20 protein-coding genes are annotated in these 21,660 nt (G+C 45.5%); 16 read left to right on the forward strand and 4 right to left on the reverse strand.

Features of this window, described 5'->3' with window-relative positions; genetic code table 11:
- Window positions 1–386: 386 nt before the first annotated feature.
- A complete protein-coding gene (locus NST33_RS05170) occupies window positions 387–2,723 on the forward strand; it encodes a rhamnogalacturonan lyase (RefSeq protein ID WP_221819300.1) in 2,337 nt (778 codons plus the stop codon).
- A 202-nt stretch (window positions 2,724–2,925) separates the two neighbouring features.
- On the opposite strand, the gene NST33_RS05175 is transcribed toward NST33_RS05170, so the two are convergent.
- A complete protein-coding gene (locus NST33_RS05175) occupies window positions 2,926–3,552 on the reverse strand; it encodes a histidine phosphatase family protein (protein ID WP_221818939.1) in 627 nt (208 codons plus the stop codon).
- Window positions 3,553–3,733: 181 nt separating this feature from the next.
- Between NST33_RS05175 and NST33_RS05180 the strand changes: the two genes are divergently transcribed.
- The 5 genes from NST33_RS05180 (at window position 3,734) to NST33_RS05200 (ending at window position 10,393) form a co-directional block, all read left to right on the forward strand.
- A complete protein-coding gene (locus NST33_RS05180) occupies window positions 3,734–4,750 on the forward strand; it encodes an AraC family transcriptional regulator (RefSeq protein WP_339307085.1) in 1,017 nt (338 codons plus the stop codon).
- A 283-nt stretch (window positions 4,751–5,033) separates the two neighbouring features.
- Entirely contained in the window at window positions 5,034–5,885 is an 852-nt protein-coding gene (locus NST33_RS05185; RefSeq protein ID WP_221818941.1) for a PRD domain-containing protein, read from the forward strand.
- A 197-nt stretch (window positions 5,886–6,082) separates the two neighbouring features.
- A complete protein-coding gene (locus NST33_RS05190) occupies window positions 6,083–7,924 on the forward strand; it encodes a beta-glucoside-specific PTS transporter subunit IIABC (RefSeq protein ID WP_221818942.1) in 1,842 nt (613 codons plus the stop codon).
- A 27-nt stretch (window positions 7,925–7,951) separates the two neighbouring features.
- Window positions 7,952–8,716, forward strand: a complete 765-nt coding sequence (locus NST33_RS05195) for a ChbG/HpnK family deacetylase (RefSeq protein ID WP_221818943.1) — start codon at window positions 7,952–7,954, stop codon at window positions 8,714–8,716.
- A 171-nt stretch (window positions 8,717–8,887) separates the two neighbouring features.
- Complete coding sequence (locus NST33_RS05200) at window positions 8,888–10,393, forward strand: alpha-glucosidase/alpha-galactosidase (RefSeq protein ID WP_339307087.1); 1,506 nt, start codon at window positions 8,888–8,890, stop codon at window positions 10,391–10,393.
- A 190-nt stretch (window positions 10,394–10,583) separates the two neighbouring features.
- Here the strand turns inward: NST33_RS05200 and NST33_RS05205 are convergent, their stop codons facing one another.
- On the reverse strand, window positions 10,584–10,955 hold the full coding sequence (locus tag NST33_RS05205; protein ID WP_339307089.1) for a hypothetical protein: 372 nt from the start codon (window positions 10,953–10,955) through the stop codon (window positions 10,584–10,586).
- A gap of 167 nt (window positions 10,956–11,122) precedes the next feature.
- On the opposite strand from NST33_RS05205, the gene NST33_RS05210 reads away from it, so the two are divergent.
- The 7 genes from NST33_RS05210 to NST33_RS05240 all read left to right on the forward strand — a co-directional run bounded on the left by NST33_RS05210 (window position 11,123) and on the right by NST33_RS05240 (window position 16,101).
- The gene (locus NST33_RS05210) at window positions 11,123–11,482 is read left to right on the forward strand and encodes a PadR family transcriptional regulator (protein ID WP_221818946.1); all 360 of its coding nucleotides are present in this window, start codon (window positions 11,123–11,125) and stop codon (window positions 11,480–11,482) included.
- On the forward strand, window positions 11,479–12,174 hold the full coding sequence (locus tag NST33_RS05215; RefSeq protein WP_339182409.1) for a permease prefix domain 1-containing protein: 696 nt from the start codon (window positions 11,479–11,481) through the stop codon (window positions 12,172–12,174). Before NST33_RS05210 ends, NST33_RS05215 begins: the two co-directional genes overlap by 4 nt.
- Window positions 12,171–12,728, forward strand: a complete 558-nt coding sequence (locus NST33_RS05220) for a DUF4825 domain-containing protein (RefSeq protein WP_339307091.1) — start codon at window positions 12,171–12,173, stop codon at window positions 12,726–12,728. The genes NST33_RS05215 and NST33_RS05220 overlap by 4 nt, the downstream gene beginning before the upstream one ends.
- 132 nt (window positions 12,729–12,860) lie before the next feature.
- Window positions 12,861–13,631 (forward strand): amino acid ABC transporter substrate-binding protein, encoded by a 771-nt coding sequence (locus NST33_RS05225; RefSeq protein WP_237176757.1) that lies wholly within the window; start codon window positions 12,861–12,863, stop codon window positions 13,629–13,631.
- Window positions 13,632–13,743: 112 nt separating this feature from the next.
- Window positions 13,744–14,403, forward strand: a complete 660-nt coding sequence (locus NST33_RS05230; RefSeq protein ID WP_221818950.1) for an amino acid ABC transporter permease — start codon at window positions 13,744–13,746, stop codon at window positions 14,401–14,403.
- Window positions 14,404–14,436: 33 nt separating this feature from the next.
- Window positions 14,437–15,192 carry an amino acid ABC transporter ATP-binding protein gene (locus NST33_RS05235; RefSeq protein WP_339182415.1) on the forward strand — a complete coding sequence of 252 codons (756 nt, stop codon included), beginning with the start codon at window positions 14,437–14,439 and terminating at the stop codon, window positions 15,190–15,192.
- 567 nt (window positions 15,193–15,759) lie between these two features.
- Window positions 15,760–16,101 carry a DUF4190 domain-containing protein gene (locus tag NST33_RS05240; RefSeq protein WP_237176756.1) on the forward strand — a complete coding sequence of 114 codons (342 nt, stop codon included), beginning with the start codon at window positions 15,760–15,762 and terminating at the stop codon, window positions 16,099–16,101.
- 124 nt (window positions 16,102–16,225) lie between these two features.
- Here NST33_RS05240 and NST33_RS05245 read toward each other — a convergent pair whose 3' ends face one another.
- Both NST33_RS05245 and NST33_RS05250 read right to left on the reverse strand, forming a co-directional pair.
- Complete coding sequence (locus NST33_RS05245; protein WP_339185341.1) at window positions 16,226–18,412, reverse strand: YhgE/Pip domain-containing protein; 2,187 nt, start codon at window positions 18,410–18,412, stop codon at window positions 16,226–16,228.
- Between the two features lie 76 nt (window positions 18,413–18,488).
- Window positions 18,489–19,067, reverse strand: a complete 579-nt coding sequence (locus tag NST33_RS05250; protein WP_062837398.1) for a TetR/AcrR family transcriptional regulator — start codon at window positions 19,065–19,067, stop codon at window positions 18,489–18,491.
- Window positions 19,068–19,717: 650 nt separating this feature from the next.
- Here NST33_RS05250 and NST33_RS05255 point away from each other — a divergent pair.
- The 3 genes from NST33_RS05255 to NST33_RS05265 all read left to right on the forward strand — a co-directional run bounded on the left by NST33_RS05255 (window position 19,718) and on the right by NST33_RS05265 (window position 21,550).
- Window positions 19,718–19,978 carry an AbrB/MazE/SpoVT family DNA-binding domain-containing protein gene (locus tag NST33_RS05255; protein WP_100528578.1) on the forward strand — a complete coding sequence of 87 codons (261 nt, stop codon included), beginning with the start codon at window positions 19,718–19,720 and terminating at the stop codon, window positions 19,976–19,978.
- 2 nt (window positions 19,979–19,980) lie between these two features.
- On the forward strand, window positions 19,981–20,379 hold the full coding sequence (locus tag NST33_RS05260) for a PIN domain-containing protein (protein ID WP_221818954.1): 399 nt from the start codon (window positions 19,981–19,983) through the stop codon (window positions 20,377–20,379).
- A gap of 394 nt (window positions 20,380–20,773) precedes the next feature.
- Entirely contained in the window at window positions 20,774–21,550 is a 777-nt protein-coding gene (locus NST33_RS05265) for a hypothetical protein (protein ID WP_339307094.1), read from the forward strand.
- The last annotated feature ends 110 nt before the right edge of the window (window positions 21,551–21,660 follow it).

A 21,660-nucleotide genomic window follows, 5' to 3' on the forward strand; every position in this document is an offset into this window, starting at 1 on the left:
TTTTTTCAAAATGTCTCCTATAAACACTGATTATTGATCGTTTTGGACGGATATTTGCCTAGGGTCTGGTAAGCAGGATGTCTATAATAGAACCCGATGGGCGAGATCACCTCGCTCGGATTGGAAAGAGAATGGAAGGGGGACCGTACTCTGGTAGTCGGGCAAGCTGATTTCTCTTTTTTAATTTTGTAAGCGTAATCATTGCGGGTTGAAACCTTCTTTCGAAGAAGGCCTCTATGAATTATCGAACGTCCAATCATTATCAATGTGTATATGCGTCACCTATTCTGTCTCAAGGAGCGTGAAGGTGGATGAACTCAGGAACAACAGCGCCGGTACATAAGGGATCGGTGTCAGGTCGACAATCAGGTCGCAGGAAGGCACGTATGCCACTTGCAGCCAAGGTGCTCTCTTCGGCACTCAGCGTAGCTTTGCTCATTGGAGGAACAGCTGGCGTTACGGGAGCGGAAGCTTCGAACGGTAATGGGGCGCCGGAGGCCAGCCTGCAATCACATAAGGGGGGCAGTCACGTGAAAGAGATTCAACTGGAATATCTGGATCGGGGTTTGGTGGCTGCATCGACATCTGAAGGTGTTTTTCTCAGTTGGAGATTGCTTGGTGATGAGGCCACAGGGTACAGCGACAACGGGCTGACAGGTACGGACTTCAACGTCTATCGTGATGGCAAAAAGATCGCTACCGTCACCGACAGCACCAACTATGTTGATGCCGCGGGTAAATCGTCTTCCCGTTATGAAGTGGCAGCGGTGAACAAGAAGGGCAAGGAAAGCAAACGCAGTGCATCCGTCAAACCTTGGGCGAACGGATATGTGGACATTCCACTGCAAAAACCGGCTGATGGCGTGACGCCAGCAGGAGAAGCCTATACGTATTCCGCCAATGACATGAGCGTGGGTGATGTGGATGGGGATGGCCAATATGAGTTTTTCGTCAAATGGGACCCTTCCAACGCCAAGGACGTATCGCAAAAAGGGTACACCGGTAAAACCTATATTGATGCTTACACCCTGGACGGACAATTGTTGTACCGGATCGACCTTGGGGTCAACATCCGTGCAGGTGCTCATTATACACAGATGCTCGTTTACGATTTTGACGGGGATGGCAAAGCCGAGATGATGTTTAAGACCGCTCCGGGCACAAAGATTATTAAATATAACAAAAAAGGAAAAGTAACCTCCGAGAAGTACATCACACTTCCCAAGCAGGATCGCAAGGCAGGGTACTCGAACGAAGATGATTATCGTTTAAGTGCGGATGGTTACTACGATCACGTGGTGGATATGTTCAAGAACTGGCATAAACATGATGAGGTTGTGAAGGGCAACTGGCCTGCGACATTGGAAGAGGCTTTTGGAATGGAGAAAAAGTATAACTACCCATTATCTCAGCAAGATGCCGAGAGCCTGGCCGACTACTTCATTGATGTGTATGCGGTAGAACGCAGTAACCGAAATGAGCTGCGCAAGTTTGAAGGTTTTATCGTGGATGGACCGGAGTATGTTACGGTATTTGAAGGAAAATCAGGCAAAGAGCTGGAGACCATTCCATATGAACCCGAGCGTCATGATGATGGTCTGATGTGGGGCGATTATGCCATGGCACGGATTGAACCGGGGAATCGAGTGGACCGTTTCCTGGCAGGAGTGGCCTATCTGGACGGCAAGAAACCGTCTGCAATCTTTGCACGCGGATACTATACACGTTCGACGATGGTTGCCTACAATTGGGACGGCAAGAAGCTGAAAAAGGAATGGAAAGTGGACAGCGGCTGGACGCCAATGAAGAACCCATTCAATGACGGACCGCATGGTGTGGATGGCACAGATCCGCAGTATGGCTCCATAACAACCCAGGGAGCGCACTATTTCAGTGTGGCGGATGTGGATGGAGACGGCAAACAGGAGATTATCTATGGCTCCGCTACGATTGATCATGACGGCAGCGTGCTGTACAGCTCCACAGACCTGATGCCTGCCGAGAGTGCTGCGCCGGGAACCATTGCCCGTCTGGGTCATGGGGACGCACTTCATGTGGCAGATATCGACCCGGATCGTCCGGGACTTGAGATTTTCATGGTTCACGAGGGCGGCCCGTGGGCGCCGTACGGCTATTCCCTGCGTGATGCGAAGACCGGAGAAGTGATCTACGGTGGATACACAGGGAAAGATACCGGTCGCGGCATGGTGGGGGATGTTGATCCGACTCGTCGTGGACTGGAGACATGGGCTGTAGGCTTGTGGACAGCTAAGGGTGAGAAAATCAGTGATCAGATGCCGGGAACGAATATGAATATCCGTTGGGCTGGTGATATGACGACACAGATCGTTGATGGTGCCATCGACGTCACACCTACAATCAAAGACTGGAATCGTGGCACGTTGCTGACGGCAACAGGCACATTGACCAACAATCACACCAAAGGTACACCTTCTCTCGTAGCTGATATCTTCGGGGATTGGCGGGAAGAGATGTTGGTGAGAACCACGGACAGTTCAGCGATTCGTATCTATCTGAGTACCGAGAAAACGGACCGCAAATTGTACACGCTGATGCATGATGCGATGTATCGTGTGGGCATTGCCGGACAGAACAGTGGATACAACCAGCCTTCCTATCCGTCCTTCTACATGGCATCGGATATTGACTGGTCCAAAGTAACGCTGCCTAAGTTTTACACGCCAGGTAAGGGTGGAAAGTAAGCAGACCGGATGAGCAATAGCAACATAACACATGTTCAAGATCAGGCTGTAACGTAAGGAAGCATCGTTAGTTTTGAGAGTTAGCATCGAAGCTTGGAAGCTCTGGAATCCCAATGTGTATAGCACATGGAGGTTTCAGAGCTTTCTTCACATTAGGATCTGCGAAACAGACCTTGGCGAGTTCCCAGCCACCCATGTTACGTCATTCTTTTACATCGTTGGAGTCTAAATGCTCGGTAGAAGCGAACGCTTTAATGGTGTAATTTCCTTGATCATAGATCAATGTGGTAATGGAGCACTCGGGGATCAATTGGTTCTGCATAGCTATAAAATTGGAATGCCAGACGTTAAGCTCGCCCTCGCTAAAGGTTTGCACCAGAAAATCAGTAATGAGTCCACCATGTGCAACCACAATAATGTTACTGTTCTCTGGCTCTTCATTAGCTAATGCGGTTAGGAGGGAGGCCAGACGTTCACCAGCCTGTTTGGCCGAGTCTCCCACGGCTGGAACGTAATCTGGATCAGACGTACATCGATCCCACATTGCAATGAATTCTTCGAATGACTGATCGGGGCAATCGCCCCAATTGGCACGTTCGCGCAGGCGAGGATCTTCGGTTATATGGGAATGGGTGTGGCGGGCAATCATATTTGCGGTTTCTTGGGCTCGTCGAAGTGGGCTGGTAAGGATTTTAGTAACGGGAAAGGTAGCTCTGGCAAAATGAAGTGCCGTGGCTTCGGCTTGTAAGACCCCTTCGGAAGTGAGGGAGACATCACCGATTCGTCGTTCTTTGAGACCATGTCTCACGAGATGATAGGTGGTACTCATGCGTGGAAACCTCCTTAAGTATAGATAATTTACACAGATAATTAGATGATATACTAATTATATATTTATCTAATTTAACAATGCAATAAAGCTTTTAACGAAGACAGTTTATATTCAACCTACGGAATTGTTACAATGGAGAAAATTGAGGATCGATCGTCGCAGGAATGGAGGCATGGACATGAGCATCAGAAAGCGTTGGACAGGAAGCCTGTACCAGGAGGCATTGCGAACAGAGGACTGCGGGCCGCGTTTCTACGCGTACTATTACAAGCAGTGGGACAACTATCGTATGTCCTATCACCATCATGATTCCACAGAGATCATGTATATTATTTCGGGAATGTGCCGGGTGGATGTGCAGATGTCGGATGGGAGTTCGGAGCAGACCGTTTTGAAAAAAGGGCAGTTCATTATGCTCGACGCAGGTGTCCCGCACCGTTTGCTGGTGGAAGATGGTGTCCCTTGCCGGATGCTCAATGTGGAGTTTGGTTTCTCCACCTCGTCTCCCGGACAGCTATCCATCCGCCAGCTTGCGCTGGAAGAGGAAGAAGTTCACACTCTACTCACTAATGCTTCGCCATATCTGGTACTGCCTGACCCGGAAGAGGTGTATCACATTATGAAAAGTCTGGTGTTGGAACTCGATCAGCGTGGTCTACTGGAGCAAGGAAGATCAACTGTGCCGATGAAGATCATTCCACCAGAGGAAAGGTTGTATCACCGCGAGGCGCGCAATCTCTCGTCCCCGGAACAGGGCATGCTGGTGCGTACGCTGTTTATCCAGTTGCTGGTCCGTGTTGCGCGTCTGCGCGGAGAAATGAGCCGGAGTGCGCCAGATCAGGCGGAGTTGTATGTCAAACGAACCATTGAATTCATGCATCACAATATGGATCGCAACATTCGGATGAAGGATATCGCGGCAGCCGTCAATCTGCATCCAGGTTATCTACATCGTATTTTTCGTCAGCACACGCAGCGCACACCTACCGACTACCTGACGATGCTTCGAATGGAAAAGGCCAAGATGTTGTTACAACAGTCCAATATTCCCATCTCCGAAATTTCAGACTATGTTGGTGTGGGGAGTCGGCAGTATTTTCATATGCTTTTCAAAAAGTATACGGGTAAGACACCTGTTCAATACAGGGGTTCCATGGAGCGAATAGAGTGGAGCTACCCGGAGGAATCGGAGTAGGCGCAACACCTGGGGCTGACAAGGCATGGTAGAAACTAAATGTTGAACTGAAAGGGTATTCATGATATCCTTTGTTCAGAAGTAACAGATTCGTCGATAATGTAGTGGTTAATCTCATATATTCAGGATTGTGACTGTTCGGCAGGCGATACCTAAATTGTTCGTAGTAGACATGAGTTGTACATGTTGCTGCTTCAATTTAGGTTTTTTTTATGGGAGATTTTTTTGAAGTTCTAATGGAATATTAATGGGATGAGCGTGTGATGAGTTGGGGGTGATGCAGATGAAGATCAGGAAAATCTTTAATAACAATGTGATTTTACTGACGGATGATAACGGGGACGAAATGATCGTGATGGGAAAAGGGATTGGGTATAACAAACATAACAGTGATGTGATTGATTTCTCGCAGGTAGAGAAAAAGTTTGTGGTTGAAAAAGCAACATCTGACAAACTGATGGGTCTGATTGGTGAGATTCCAACCGAACATCTGGAGTTATCGAATGAAATTATTGAATACGCCGAACAACAGCTTGCCCTCAAATTCAGTGATAACATCTACATCACCCTGACGGATCATATCAGTTTCGCGATAAGAAGGTTTCCAGAAGGCATTATTGTCAAGAATGCTTTGCTGTGGGAGATCAAAAAGTTCTATGCAGCCGAGTATGAAGTTGCCCTGAATGCGCTGAACATTATTGAACAGAAAACAGGTGTGAAACTGCCGGAGGATGAGGCAGGTTCCATTGCCCTACATTTTGTCAATGCACAGCAGCGAGGACAGGATATGAAACAAACCTATCAGATGACAAAGATTGTTAATGATTTGGCGAATATTGTGAAATATCATTTTGGAATTAAACTGGACGAAAGCTCGATTAATTATAGCCGTTTCCTCACACATCTGCGGTATTTTGCTTACAGAATTCTACATGATGAGTTGATTCCGGAAGAGAGAGATTCTTTGTATGATCATGTAAAGGACAAGTACCCCGAATCGTATGCGTGCGCCAGAAAGATTAGAAACTACCTGGAGATTAATTACGAGAAGAAAACAACGAATGAGGAAATGGTTTATTTCATGATCCACATTCACCGGGTCACGAACCGTGAGCAGGATCTGACGGAAGAATGAAGGAATACTGATACAACTATATATTAAGGGATTGTGACTGTTCGGCAGGCGAAACCTGAATTGAGGCTTGTGTATTGACTAAGGTCAGTAGACGAGCTTCAGTTCAGGTTTTTATTTTGCCATCGTAATATGTTATTCGAAATGATGGAGTCAAGACGTGAACTGTAGGAATTAAACAAATGTATGGGGGGAACAACATGGATCATCTCAAATTAGCACAAAACATTGTAGACCGCGTTGGAGGAAAGGATAACATTCAATCGCTGACTCACTGCGCTACCCGTTTAAGATTTGTCTTGAACGATAACCGAAAGGCTGATGCAGACATATTGGAAAACACAGCAGGCATCCTGAAGGTTGTTGAAAGCGGTGGGCAATTTCAGGTTGTTGTAGGTAATGATGTTTCCGAGGTGTACAAACATATCGTTGCCGAAGGGGAATTCGACGGAGCAGGGTCCGATGGAAGCTCAGAGAAAGAAAAAAGGAGCATCCGTTCAGCCATCTTTGGCCTGATATCGGGTAGTTTAACGCCATTAATCCCGGTATTTGCTGGAGCAGGGCTAGTTAAGGCTCTGTTAATTGTTCTTGAAAGAGCAGGCTGGATCGCTGTGGATAGTGGAACATACGCTATATTGGCTGCGGCGGGGAACTCGATCTTTTATTTCCTGCCGATTCTTCTCGGCATCACGATTGCCAAAGTTCTAAATGTGAATTCTTATGTGGCAGCGGCGATCGGGGCCGCATTGATGGAACCGAATTTTACGGCTTTGACAGCAGCAGGAAGCACCACTCATTTTCTCGGGATACCCGTATCGTTAATGAACTATGCTTCGTCGGTCTTTCCGATGTTTATCGCCGTTAGCATCTATGCGGTTTTGGAGAAGTTTTTGAAGAAAATCATGCACAAAAATGTGCAGCTGTTCGCAGTTCCATTCCTGTCACTCGTCATTATGGTACCACTAACAGCCATGTTGATTGGTCCATTCGGGCAATATGTGGGCCAATGGATTGGAAATATTGTTAATTTCCTGATTAACAGCAACTCTGTCATCGCAGGGACTATTCTTGGGGGTACCTGGTCTTTTCTCGTATTGCTTGGATTACACTGGGCGACGGTGCCTATTATTATGGGGAACCTAAGCGCTGGGGGAGATCTCATTGCACCCCTTGCGGCAACATCGGTAGCTGCTTCCATGGGTATCGGTCTCGGGGTATTCCTGAAAACAAAGGATAAAGATCTCAAGGCTTTAAGCGGCTCGTCTTTCCTTTCTGCAATTTTGTCAGGGGTTACTGAACCAATTCTGTACGGTATCATTCTGCGTTACCGCAAAACACTCATTTATCTGGTGGCCGCTGGAGCCATTGGCGGTGGTCTGATGGGTTATCTCGGCGTGAAGTTGGTTGTGTTCAATTTCTTCCTTAATGTGTTCACCCTGCCTGCTCAGAGTCCGATGTTGTATTACATTATTGGTGTATTGACTGCCATTGCGGGCGGAGCCTTGTGCGTGGTGCTGTTTGGCTACGAGAGTAAGAAAAATGATCGGGGGACTGAAGCTCCTGATGTACACACGAATGCAGCGATGGAAAGCTTGATTACCAGTCCGCTTGAAGGCACTGTTATTACACTTCGTGAAGTGGAGGATGTCGTGTTTTCCTCAGAGTCGATGGGTAAAGGCGTAGCGATCATTCCGTCCAAAGGTCAGCTGGTGTCCCCGGTAGACGGCGTTGTTTCTGTAACAATGAAAAGCGCACATGCCATTGCGGTTACTTCGGATGAAGGCGTCGAAATTCTCATGCATATCGGCATAGATACGGTGAGATTAAAAGGGAAGTATTTTACACAGAAAGTTCAGCAAGGTGACCGAATCCGTAAGGGGGAGGTACTGATTGAATTTGATCTGGATCAGATCCGGAACGAAGGCTTTAAACTGACGACTCCGATTGTTGTAACGAACTCTGATCAATTCCGCGTCATTACGCCGTTGCAGTCAGAAGGGACAGTTGCTGCAACAGACGAGCTGTTGTCTGTTCGATCATAAATGGATACAGAGAAGGGGAGGAGCAAAATGAAGCTGATTGTTAATGCAGATGATTATGGCATCACCATGAGAGTAAGCGAAGGCATCCTTCATGGGATGAAACAGGGTCTGATTACAGATACCTCGGCGTTGGTGAATTCGGTACATTTTGAGAAGAGTAGTGTCATGGCTCTTGAAGCAGGCATCACGGCTATGGGCGTTCATTTGAATCTGACATTCATGGCTCCGGTGCTGGAAGCATCAGCAGTTCAGAGTATCGTCGACAAGTCGGGTCGTTTCTATCGAAAACCTGGGCTTATTCCTGCATCCTATGATCCTGGGGAAGTGCGCACGGAGTTGAAGGCACAAATCGAGAAGTTTTTGGCTTCCGGATTGAAGTTAAATCATCTGGATACCCATCATGGGGTGAGTATTAAAGATACGCAAATTCTTGATTTGGTGATGGAACTGGCTCGGGAGTATAACGTTCCTATGAGAAGAGATGACCTCTTATCTGGCCAGTTTGAGGGGAAGCTGGCGGATGCAGGTATTCGGTCTACAGATAGGTTATGTGGTGATCCAGCTATGCCTTCTCTACAGGAATCATGGTTTCGCAGCGTGCTGGAGCAGTATAAGGATACAGAATATATCGTTGAAATTGCTGGACATCCAGGATATGCAGATGAAGAATTACGCAATATCTCATCTCTGGTAGATGAACGGGAGCACGATCTTGCTTTATTGATGAATCCAGCGTTGAAAGAATATGTGACAGAACAAGGTATTCAACTCATTAGCTACAGTCAGTTGTAGCAGAGGTACGGCTGTTTCATCGAGTCAGAAGATTAAGTTAGGATTTTTGACAACAAGATCATGAACAGGTCATGATTTTGATAACGCTTCCCTATTTGCGGTTGGTACAATGATTTCATGAAGAGAGTCATTAACCGAAGCGAAAGATTCGGATTAGGGGAGGACATAGGGATGTCGTTTAAAGTGGCGTTTATCGGGGCAGGAAGTATCGGATTTACACGGGGATTGTTAAGGGATTTGCTCACGGTACCCGAGTTTAACAACATTGAAATTGCGTTCTGCGATATTAACCAACACAATCTGGACATGGTGACTGAGCTGTGTCAGCGGGATATCCGTGAGAATGGATTGAATATTCAGATTCAGCCGACAACAGATCGGAAAGAAGCGTTAAAAGATGCGAAGTATGTACTGTGTACGATTCGTGTAGGGGGACTGGAAGCATTTGCAACGGATGTAGATATTCCACTGAAATATGGGGTAGATCAATGTGTCGGCGATACGCTGTGTGCAGGCGGCATTATGTATGGACAACGCGGAATCGCCGAGATGCTGGACATCTGTAAAGATATTCGTGAACAGAGCGCACCCGACGTGCTGCTCTTGAACTATTCCAATCCGATGGCGATGCTGACATGGGCTTGCAACAAGTACGGTGGTGTACGGACGATCGGACTGTGTCATGGCGTACAGCATGGTCATCATCAGATTGCGGAAGCTTTTGGATTGAAAAAGAGTGAAGTGGATATTGTCTGTGCTGGAATCAACCATCAGACCTGGTATATTCAGGCTTCTCATGAAGCTAAAGACCTTACAGGTGACCTGCTCGAAGCCTTCGAGAAACATCCGGAGTATAGCCGTACTGAGAAAGTGCGGATCGATATGCTGCGGCGCTTCGGTTACTACAGCACGGAATCAAATGGTCATCTGAGTGAATATGTGCCGTGGTACCGCAAACGTCCGGAAGAGATCAATGATTGGATCGACCTGGGCAATTGGATCAACGGAGAGACGGGTGGCTATCTGCGGGTATGTACCGAGGGGCGCAACTGGTTCGAGACTGATTTTCCTAACTGGATGAAGGATGAACCGATGCAATTCATTCCGGAAAAACGGGGCGAGGAGCACGGTTCATACATTATTGAAGGGCTGGAGACGGGACGTGTCTATCGTGGACATTTCAATACCGTTAATAAAGGAGTCATCTCCAACCTGCCGGATGATGCGATTATTGAAGCACCGGGATATGTGGATCGCAACGGCATCTCCATGCCACATGTAGGTGATCTGCCACTTGGTCCGGCTGCGGTATGTAATGTGAGTATTTCCGTGCAACGTCTTGCGGTTGAAGCAGCGGTGAACGGAGACGACAAATTACTTCGTCAGGCGTTCATGATGGACCCGCTCGTGGGTGCCGTGTGTAATCCGAAAGAGATCTGGCAGATGGTCGATGAGATGCTAGTTGCGCAGGCCCAGTGGTTGCCGCAGTATGGGGATGCGATTGTAGCTGCAGAAGCAAGACTTGCTGCTGGCGACCTTATTCCAACAAAGGAATATGAAGGTGCAGCACGTCTTAAGGTGAAAACGGTGGAAGAAATGAAACAGGATCGCGATGCAGCCAACAAAAACGCGGGTGAATCCGATAAAGGGAAAGATCGCGAGAAAGTGCAGCATTAGATAAAAATGTGTAAGGGCCTCTCCAAAATTGGAGGGGCCCTGTTTGCTTATATTTTTTTTCGACACCACGGATCACAAAGGCAAAAGAGGTATCACCCAAGGAAACCTGCGAATTTTGAGGGGAAGTCCAGCGGGCAAAGGCTCCATAATAATGAGTACCTTTTTCCTGCGCTAACTGGAATGAACCTTCTCACAAAGAGATGGGACGTGCCACTCCATTTACATATCCGACAAGAGTTAACTCGTCAGGTGGTACATTTGTACCCAGATGAATAGATATATTCTCGCCTACCAACACGGAGACAGGTACTTGACCTTCCAGCAGTTCCATATGACCTGCATAGTCTGCACACATACTTTCCCAGCAATAACTGCCCTGTATAGCAGGAATAGGAGTGCCACTTTCAGTCTGTATCACTGGTGTAGGCAGTTCCTGATTTTGTTTTAATTCCGTTTTGGCTTGATTTGCATTGGTTGTTGAGGGTGAGGCAGTTTTGTTTGTACCATGACTTGGAGTAGGGTTACAGCCGGATAATATAAGCAAAGTTGAAAGAAATAACAATGTGGTCAATGTTCTTATCGTATTGAAGAATTTTATTTGCAAGAGAGGAATGTTGCTAGTGTTACTCTTGCGATGCATATTTACCATGTGATACATATTACCTTTACAGACATAGTAATGTGTCTTATAGTATACACAGGACGGAAGAAAGTCGGTGAAACTCGTAGATGAATGTGCAAGTGATTAACAGTGATCTGATTCGGGGCAATATTGACCCCATCATTCTGAGTGTACTTATACCCGCAGATAACTATGGCTACAGCATTATTAAGGAGATCTATCGTAAGAGCGGAGAACAGTTTGAATTGAAGGAACCTACGCTTTATTCCAGTTTGAAGAGGCTGGAGAAGAGTGGATATGTGGAGTCCTACTGGGGGGAAGAGACGCAGGGAGGACGACGCAAATATTACCGAATTACAACGCAAGGCCTTGAAGCCTATAGAGAGCAGGTTCATGCTTGGCAAGCAGCCAAGGCACTGATTGATTGCATGATTGTCACTGGAGAAAAAGGAGATGAAGACCTATGAGATTGGAAGCTCGCATCACTCGTCATGTGAATCGTTTGTTCGCTCACGCACAAGATACATTAGACAATCGAGAATTAAAAGAAGAGATTCACAGCAATCTCGCTGCGCGGATTGACGATTATATCTCGCAGGGTATGAGTGAAGAGAAGGCGTTCCAGACCGCCATTCAGCATATCGCTGGTATGGATGAAGTGATGAGTGACCATCGAAGGGTACAACGTGTTCCTTACTGGACAGCGTTGTTGCAGTCTGCTCTGATTTATAGCCTCATAGCCTGGATCATTACCATTCCAATGAGAGTGCTGATGCAAGGCTCCGCCATAAACAATCTGCTTATGATCGTGAGTCTCATTGTTGGTGGCATGTATGTATTGTATCTGTTGATCAACAAGACGAACGATTCTGCAACTTCCGTGAAAACCACGGTTATTCGAATCCCTGCCTTAGTGCAGTGGAATCGCAGGATATGGTGGTTGTGGGCGGCATTAATACTCGTACTATGGGGAACGCAGGCAGCGTTGCGATTCGGAAGCAACATCTGGTTTAATCGACCCATTCAGGTGGATGGACCCTACCAGTTTGCTGTGATCGTCATTGCCTTTGCCATCCCGTTACTAAGCGTTATTATCCCTTTGGTAGTGCATCGGGCGTATCGGATCGTTAGTAAGTATGAAGTGAGTGATGCGTTATGAGAATTAGAAACATATGGATTATAACACTTGTTGTGTTGGGCATCATTGGCTTAGTGATTGTTGAAGGCAACGTTAATCCGAAGATCGAGGCGAAACAGGCTCGGTACGAGGAAGAGCAGCAGAATCCGCTGACACATGATTTTGCCGCTTTAGCCAAATATCGCAGTCCCTACATGGGTGATAATTCAAACCTTAGTCATCTGAATCAGGCTTTACCTTTACGTGAAAGATTGAATGGTTACCAACTGTACCCGGAGACGTTCACGGTCCAAGTGAATTATAGCTTGGATACGCGTGAGATGGATGCAGAGGAACTTGAGCGGATACTTGTATATAATGCGGTTGCGAACTTTGTTATGATTGATAATCTGGAGCAGATCGTCTACCAGTTTGAGAATACCAGCCATACCTTACGTCGTGAATCTGCCCAACAATGGACAGGTACGGAATTAAAGGAGCTTCAGAACCTGGAGCTATGGAATTCGACTGTACGCGAGAAGCTGGTAGAACCGGCACAAGTGAAAAAGGATTTTTTACAGATTGTTGACAATTAAGCTGCATGAAATAGAAGGAAATAGGCAAGAGACTCGACTCTTCTCCCATGCTATGTTATTATAAATCTCTGATAACGTGGTAACGAACTAAAGCGTTTGGGTTTTGGTTATAGACATGGAGGGGTTCGAGAGATGAGAAAAAAAGCGATTCTACTATTATTCATTAGTATATGTGTATTGATTGTGGCTGGTTGTTCCAGTTCCGCAAGCAAAGACGATAACACGATTGTTGTAGGAATTGATGACAAGTTTGCTCCAATGGGCTTCCGGGACGAGCAAAATGAAATTGTTGGTTTTGATATTGATTATGCAAGAGCTGCAGCGGAGAAAATGGGTAAAGAAATCACATTCCAGCCAATCGACTGGTCTTCCAAAGAATCAGAGCTGAACAGTGGCCGGATCGATATGATCTGGAACGGGTACACCATTACGGATGAGCGTAAAGAGAAAGTGCTCTTCACGAAGCCGTATCTGGAAAACAGCCAAGTAGCTATTACCTTGGCAGACTCGCCAATCACAAAGCTGGATGAACTCGATGGCAAAAATGTGGGATTGCAGGCGCTGTCCTCCGCGGCAGATGCATTGGCAGCAAGTCCTCTGAAGGATAAAGTGAAAGCTTCCGAATTTAAGGATAACGTGCTTGCACTGACGGATCTGAAGACAAAACGTCTGGATGCGGTCATCATTGATGAAGTGGTAGCGAGATACTACATGTCCAAAGAAGAGGGAACATTCAAACTGCTGGATGAATCTCTTGCACCGGAACAATATGGCATTGGTATCAAAAAGGGAAATGAAGAGCTTCTGAATCAGCTACAAAAAGCGCTGGATGAGCTGAATGCAGACGGAACAGCGGCTAAAATCTCCGCCCAATGGTTGGGTGAAGATAAGGTTCTGAAATAGGCAGGTTACACACCTGATATATAGTTAGAAACAAAACGGACCCCGTATTCCATGCTGGAGCGATTTATGCCCCAGAGGAATGCGGGGTTAACAGATTAGAGGAGACGAAACAATGAGTTGGGATTATTTATCGACCATTTTAAAACCGATGCTAGAGGGTGCGCAGACCACCATTTTCATGTTCTTGCTAGCGATCGTGTTATCTGTACCGCTTGGATTTGCGGTCACGCTTGCGATGAGAAGCCAGATTAAACTGCTGGCGTGGATTGCCCATACGTATGTATACGTGATGCGAGGAACACCGCTACTGCTCCAAATTCTATTCTTCTGCTTCGGTTTACCGTTGCTTCCGGTGATTGGAGAGTATCTGGTGTTTGATCGTTTTGTTGCAGCGGGGATTGCGTTCATCCTGAACTATGCGGCGTACTTCGCTGAAATCTTCAGGGGCGGACTGCTTTCCATTGATAAGGGGCAACATGAAGCAGCCAAGGTCCTTGGATTAACGAAGTGGCAGACGATGACCAAAGTCATTATTCCTCAGATGATTCGTGTAGTATTGCCTGCAACGGCCAATGAGTCCATTACGCTCATCAAGGATACGGCTCTGCTCTATGCCGTGGCTGTGCCTGAGCTGTTGTATTACGCCCAAGCGGCGGTAAATCGCGACATAAAGCTGTTACCTTTCTTCGTGGCGGCGGTTATGTATCTGCTCATGACACTTGTACTCACCGTGCTGTTCAAGGCACTTGAGAAGCGGTTTTCATTTGAATAAATTAAATCTGATCAATCAAAGGACTGTCTGCATATGACACATATAATAGAAGTAAATCAGTTGAGAAAATCATTCGGCACACTTGATGTGCTGAAACAGGTATCCTTCAACGTGGAACCAGGCGAAGTAATTGCCGTGATCGGGCCTTCTGGTTCGGGGAAAAGTACGATGCTGCGCAGCCTGATTCATCTGGAGGATATTTCGGGCGGAACGATTCGCATTCAGGATCAGACGTTGGTCGATAATGGCCGTTACGCAGGTGCCGCGGATATTCGCAAGATTACGGATCGCATGGGCATGGTGTTTCAGCATTTTAACTTGTTCCCGCATCTGACCGTACAGGCTAATCTGGAACTCGCACCGAAGACTTTGAAAAAAGAAAGTTCAAGCGTCATCAGGCATCGCAGTCTTGAATTACTTGGAAAAGTAGGGCTGTCGGACAAGGCCGATGCCTATCCGGCCAATCTATCCGGTGGACAGAAACAGCGTGTAGCTATTGCCCGAGCACTCATGATGCAACCGGATATCCTCCTGTTTGATGAGCCAACGTCGGCACTCGATCCAGAGCTGACCGGGGAAGTGTTACGTGTAATCAAACAACTGGCGCAGGAAAATATGACGATGTTAATCGTCACGCATGAGATGGGCTTCGCCCGTGACGTTGCGGATCGTGTATTTTTCATGGATAACGGCGAGATCGCAGAGGCGGGGCCTCCAGAACAGATCTTCGGCAATCCAAAGCTTGCACGTACCCGGACGTTTTTGCAGCGGGTGGAAGTGGAGAGGTAGAAGAAACCTCAAATTATATGATGTGAAAGAACGCAATCCGTTGATTAATAAGGGATTGCGTTCTTTTTTGAAATAATGGCTTATGTCCACAGGTATATGTTCCAGATCATCAATACAAGGGTCAACACGATATAAGTTACTACATTCCAACGTGTTCGCATTCGATAAGTGGTGTAACTCATGATTCCAAACAAAACAATACTAAAACATAATACAGCTACATTATTTCGATATAGAGCAATAGGTAGAAGCATCACAATCATAAGTATGTTCATTACTTTATCGATTTTCATCGTAGTGATCCCCCAAAGATATTCAGAAAAGTATTACGACTATAATAATATCTATATGTTAGAGGTATTCTTGGTTTATATCATCACACGGATAAACGGTTCTTAAATTCATATCCTTGAAGTACAATTTATAAGCTTGTGGATGTAGGTATATGTCCGGGGATGATGAGAATAAAATAAATCTAATGGTAATTCATAATTAACACAATATGGATATTATTTTTCCTAATAATTGATTATAATGAACATACTTAAAGAAAAGGGAGGATTTACCTTGGAACATCACGAAAATGATGTAGATCGTTATTATAACGACACATTGCCACCACCGCCTTATGTAGTACCAAAGACCAATAGCAAGTCGATTGTATCACTAGTTCTGGGGATTCTGTCCGTCACGATTCCTTACGTGGGAATTTTAATCGGAATCGTCGCGATTATATTTGCATCTTTAGCCTTCAAAGAGATCAGAGTTCGCATGGAGCAAGGCAGAGGATTGGCCATTGCTGGACTTGTTTGTGGAATCATCGGTACAGCGATGTATGTATTACTTATTTTGCTCGTGCTATTGTTTAGTTTCGCTATCTCAAGTTCTGAAATTTACTCTACATACTAGAAATATGAAGTTAGCAAACTTAGATTGTATCTAAAACTAAAAAAAGCAAAGGCGTACCTTAGCTCACATCTCCTGTAGAAGAGGATGGAGCTTAAGTATACACCTTTGCTTTTTATTTTACTTTTTACAGGTGAAGTGAGACTTCACTGCTGACGTTTGCGTTCTCCGTGGTATGAGGCATCAGGAAATACGTTAAGGTTCCTCCCAGGCCAATCACGGCGAAGATGCACAGAATACCAATCTGATCCCAAGCCACACCGAACTGTCCACTTGAGATAACTGCTTTATAACCTGTTACCGAATAGGTCATAGGCAGCCATGGATTAAACACTTTCAGCCAATTTGGAATCAGTTCGAGCGGGAAGGTGCCTGCGCTGGTGGTAAGCTGAAAGATCAGCATCAGAATCGCGAGGAATCGACCCGGATTCTCCAGCCAAGTCACCAGTGCCTGAATGATGTACATGAAGCTTAGACTGGTAACAAAGCTGAACAAGAGGAATAATGGAACGCTCTGAACATCCAGACCCAAGCCGTATAAGACCAGCCATGAAGCAAGTAGGGACTGCACTGCACTCATGAGTGTGAAAGCCAGCGTTTTACTCACAAAACAATTCCAGCCACTTGCCTCGCTAACCGTGCTGCCGCGTGTTGGCACAACCAATGTCGCAATCAATGCCCCGACAAATAGCCCAAGTGACAGGAAGTATGGCGAGAATCCTGTACCGTAGTTGGGTACCTCATTATATTTATGCTCATCGACCTGAACAGGCTCTGCATACATGGTTACCAGCTCATCCGTCTTTTTCACACTACCCGTCTGCTCAGCCGCTTCATTCAACTTGATGGCAAGTTCGCCAGAGCCGTCGGTTAATTTGGTAGTGCCTTCTTTTAATGTTCCCGCACCATCATCCAGCTTGCGGGAACCTTCGGTAATGGTGGTGATTCCGTCTGAAAGCTGGTTTATACCCGTAACCAATTGGCCTGCACCTGTATTTAACTGACTCGAACCTTCTGCAAGTTTGGCTCCTCCGGCTGCTGCTTCGGTCAACTTGGTGTTAAATTGTTGAAGGCCCGTTGCAAGCTGCGTATGTCCGGTTGATAATTGTGTTGCTCCTTGTAAAAGTTGCTGTTCACCCTGCACTAGCTGACTGCTGCCTTGATGCAGTTGCTGTTGCGCAGCCTGAAGGCTTTTGCTGCCTTCCACTAATTGCTGTCCACCTTGATAGACCTGTTCGCTGCCAGCGGCAACGGCCTGACTTGCTGCCAGTAATTGCTGAACAGCCGGGTTAGCGGCAAGATCGGGACTTGCTTCGGCTAATTGGGCAAGCCCTTGTGCAACGGCCTTGGCACCTTCACTTACTTTGCTGCTGCCTTCCACTGAGGTTTGCAATCCGGCTACCAGCTTCGCACTTCCTTGTTCGGAAGCTTCCAGTCCAGCATCCAACTTAGCCGCGCCTTCTTGAGCGGACTGAATACCTGCCTGTAACTGTTTGCCGCCAGTTTCAGCCTGCAATGCACCGTTACCCAGTTTCGTGCCTGCTGCCGCCAATTGGGACAATCCATCCGACAGGGAGCTGGCTCCTGCATGAAGCGTACCGATTCCTTGTGCCAAGGTAGCTGTTCCCTCTTTTAATGGTGCCATACCTGTTTCCAATTTGTCGGTTCCATCCGCCAGTTTGGACAGGTTCTTTTTCAAAGTAGAGGCACCATTATCCAGCTTGGCTGCGCCCTCGTTGATCTTGCTAGCACCATCTCCGGCATCCGATAAACCGCTAGAGATCTTCTCCACCTGATCCAGTAGCGTTTCGGTATACGATTCTGTGATTTTGGCAGCGACTTTGGAGCGAATTTGTTTGACCGCCGTGCCGCCAATCTGACCCGCGAGGAAGTTGTATCCTTCATTGGGTTCGTAGATAAGGTCGGCCGGCTCGGGGTGCTCATCCATCAGGGTTGTTGCTTTGGTGGAAAAGTCCTCTGGAATCACAATCGTCATATAATACGTGTTGTTTTGCATACCTTGTTCTGCTTGTTCACGAGTCACGAATTGCCAGTTGAAATCATCACTTTTTTTCAATTCATCGACCAGATTCTGACCGACCTCCAGTGATTTGTCATTGTAGACTGCACCCTGATCTGTGTTGACCACGGCTACAGGTAATTCATTCATTTTGCCATAGGGGTCCCAGAATGCGTTCAGGAACAGGCCGCTATACAGCACCGGAATGAACAGTACAACGAGAATTGGAATAAATACTTTTGGTTTCTTAAAGGCGGACTTCAGATCCTGCCCAAATACGTGGAATGATTTCATCATGTTCTCTCCCTATCCTTACGCTAATCCGTTTGTTCTATCTCTATTATGTGTTGAATCTAGTGCATGCCTTTCTCTAGGTGGGGGATAAGCCATTCTTGAGAAAGAGGCCCACAAAATCCTTGATCTGATCTTTGTGCAACGTTGGATGCGCTTTGTTCCAATCTGAGGTTAAGGTGACATACAGCTTCAGCAGGACAAAAGAAACCAGCTTGGGATCGTCCCTGCGAATCTGCTCTAACTCCATGGCACGGCTCACCTGACGCTCCAGATATTCGAGAATGGCTGTCTCCACTTTTTGCAGACCTTCTTTGGCCTGTGGTGTACCGAACTCGTTAACCTCCTGAAAGAGCTTGATCAACAGCTCATGTTCCTCACGATACTCCAGCAAAGAATCCATACTCATATGCACGTTATCTAGAAAGGAATTCTCTTCTTTCACCGTCTGCTCTGTAATCTGTCTCATATCCGCAATGATCGAGCGCAGAATCTCGCTGAACAGTTCTTCTTTATTTTCGAAAAAAGTATAGATCGTTCCCTTGCCCACATTGGCAAGTCTCGCAACCTGCTCCATCGTTGTGGCTTTGTAGCCAAACAGGGCAAAGGATTTCTCGGCAGAATCCATCACCTGTTGCCTTCGATCTATCGTTTTCATCGCATATACACCTCCTTGTAGGTTGAAAGGATAATGGTAAGGTAAGTCCTATATTGACCATTTTACTATTATGGTCAGTTGGTCGTTAACAACTGTAGCACTTGAACAGGGGAGCTAGATATGATCATTGTCATAAACGGATGGGACAGGTGCGAATGTGATGCTCACATGAAAACCCTGGGGGATTCGCACCTCAGAATTTGTCGAAATGGGCAAAATTGTTACCTTAAGGCAACACGTAGGCATAATGTGATTGAATAATGATATGGAAAGTCATAGAATAATAGTGAAAAAACGTGTTTTGGATGGCTCAAATCGTTAAAATACGTACTTTTTCGCTGTCGCACTCCGTATGGAGTGCGTGGATTGAAATATTGTCCTTAATGACCATGTTAATGGGAAATAACTCACATTAAAGAAGTACATTGGAACGGCAAATACCTACTTATGACTGGGAAGTTGAAGTTTATAATACACATGAACATGTAAAACAGCTTTGGGCTTACATATTGACGCTGAAATTACTCAGCATTAGAAATTCAATTCCAAATGACTATACTTGGAATGTATATTACTTGATGTAAAAAGTAATACTTGAACATTAAAGTAGTACATTGTAATATAGGTAATAGAGTAGGAGGTAGTAGTGTATGAGTATGTATGAATCAGGTAAGGTAACTTCGAAAGGACAAGTTACAATTCCAGTTGAGGTAAGGAAACAACTAGGTATAGCTACAGGCGACAAAATTATTGTAATTATCCAAAATGGCGAAGCAAAATTAGAAGTTAGGAAACAGAAAAAGTTAACTGATCTTGTAGGAATCTTAAAGACAGGGCAAGAACATGATCTTCAGGAAGCTAGGAAGTCAGCGATTGACTGGGTGGGGAACAGTTACAAAAAAGGGGAATAGCAATGGATTTTTTGGCTGATACAAACATACTAGTACGGTTGTTCACTCAAGACGATAAGGAGCAGTTTGAAAAAGTTTCTGAAATGCTAGATAGCGGAGATTTTCAGATAATTGTTTCATCACCAGTAATTATTGAAACATGTTGGGTACTGAGATCACATTACAAGCATTCTAATGTTGATGTAGGAAATGCCCTGTTTAGTCTATCGCAAATTGATAACATTATCTTTGAGGAAGATTACATGAAAGATGCGTTAAGGCTGTTTGTTGAAAAGGGTAACGTTGACATTGTGGACTGTTATCTTAGCGCAAAATCAAAAACAATTAACATGCCAGTAGTAACATGGGACAGTGATTTTAAGAAGCTGGGATGCGAGTATTACAAGCCAAATCAACTTTAAATGTTGTTTAGGTAATTGAAACCAGCGGTAGCAGTAACATTACAGTAAATAATGCTGGTACAAGTATTCTAAATCGTACTCTGTATGGAGTGCGTGATTGAAATTTTGGTAAGAGGACGAGAATGGATTTTGTATCTAACTGAGCTCCCATACCTGTAAAAAAACACAGATAGTTGTACTGTCTGTGTTTTTTTGTATAACGACGGATAGAACTACGAGTACCTGTTTTTTGAATGATACAGAGATGCAGCTTGCATGAAGTGCACCAAGGAGGAGCACATTGGCCCAATAACTGTTCCCTGTTCTTAGGCGTTTATTGAGTTGAATAGCTGATCGTAAAAAGCTCGTAACTAAGTCTTAGTTAAATCCGTCTAATAAGTTGAGGTGATTGAACATGAAACCATTTAAATATTGGAGCCAGCGCTTGAGTATACTTTTTGTTCTAGTCATTATTGTTGGCTGTGGAACATCGAATAAGGGTGAAATAACATCCAAACCCCAGGAAACGGATACGGAAGAAGTTTCAAAGGAATCAACGAAGCGATGCCCGGGAACCCTTGAATGGATTGATTTTCTAATGCTCAATAATATTACATATTTTCAAAACAACGAGGGGACCAAAGAGGTACCCGCAGAGCAAATTGGGGATAGGGTAGGGGAAGTGAGCTTCATGCTGAACGAGCATGCGTGTGCGGATCACGTGACCGAGAATGGTGATGCGGCATATCTTCCAATTGGAACTGTTATATATGAACTAAAAGGTTATAAGTCGCATTATCGCGTAGTAGCGAATAAAAAGGTTTACGAAGCAAAAGAAAATCCCAATGCTAAGACAATGGGAGACCTGATGGACATTGAAGACAAAGTGGAAAAAGTCAGCCTTGAAAGCGGGAACGATGGCAGCCCAATCGGTGACTTTCCCCAGGAAGCCGCATCCGAATTCATGAACGAGCTTTTGCTGTTGCGATATGTTGGCTTTGATGAGGTGTATAAGAAATCCAAGCATGAGACAGGGATTTTTTTACGTGTGCACCTTCAAGATGGAACATCTTTTCGAATGGTTTATTATCCCAAAGCGAATGCTTTCTCAGCAGGTGCATTTGGAACAGAAAAGATACAATCATTAATCGTTTCTCAGAGAAAAGAAATTAAAGCAGCTGCAGGATTATAGTGGATTGGAGGTTCAACAATCAGTTGATGACACCACTGTCTGTTAAATGATACCGGGAAGGTATAGAACCTACCCACCTAAGTTGGTAACAACAAAAAAACCAAGGCTTT

It is taken from the genome of Paenibacillus sp. FSL L8-0435, from assembly GCF_037965655.1.
Classification (GTDB): domain Bacteria; phylum Bacillota; class Bacilli; order Paenibacillales; family Paenibacillaceae; genus Paenibacillus.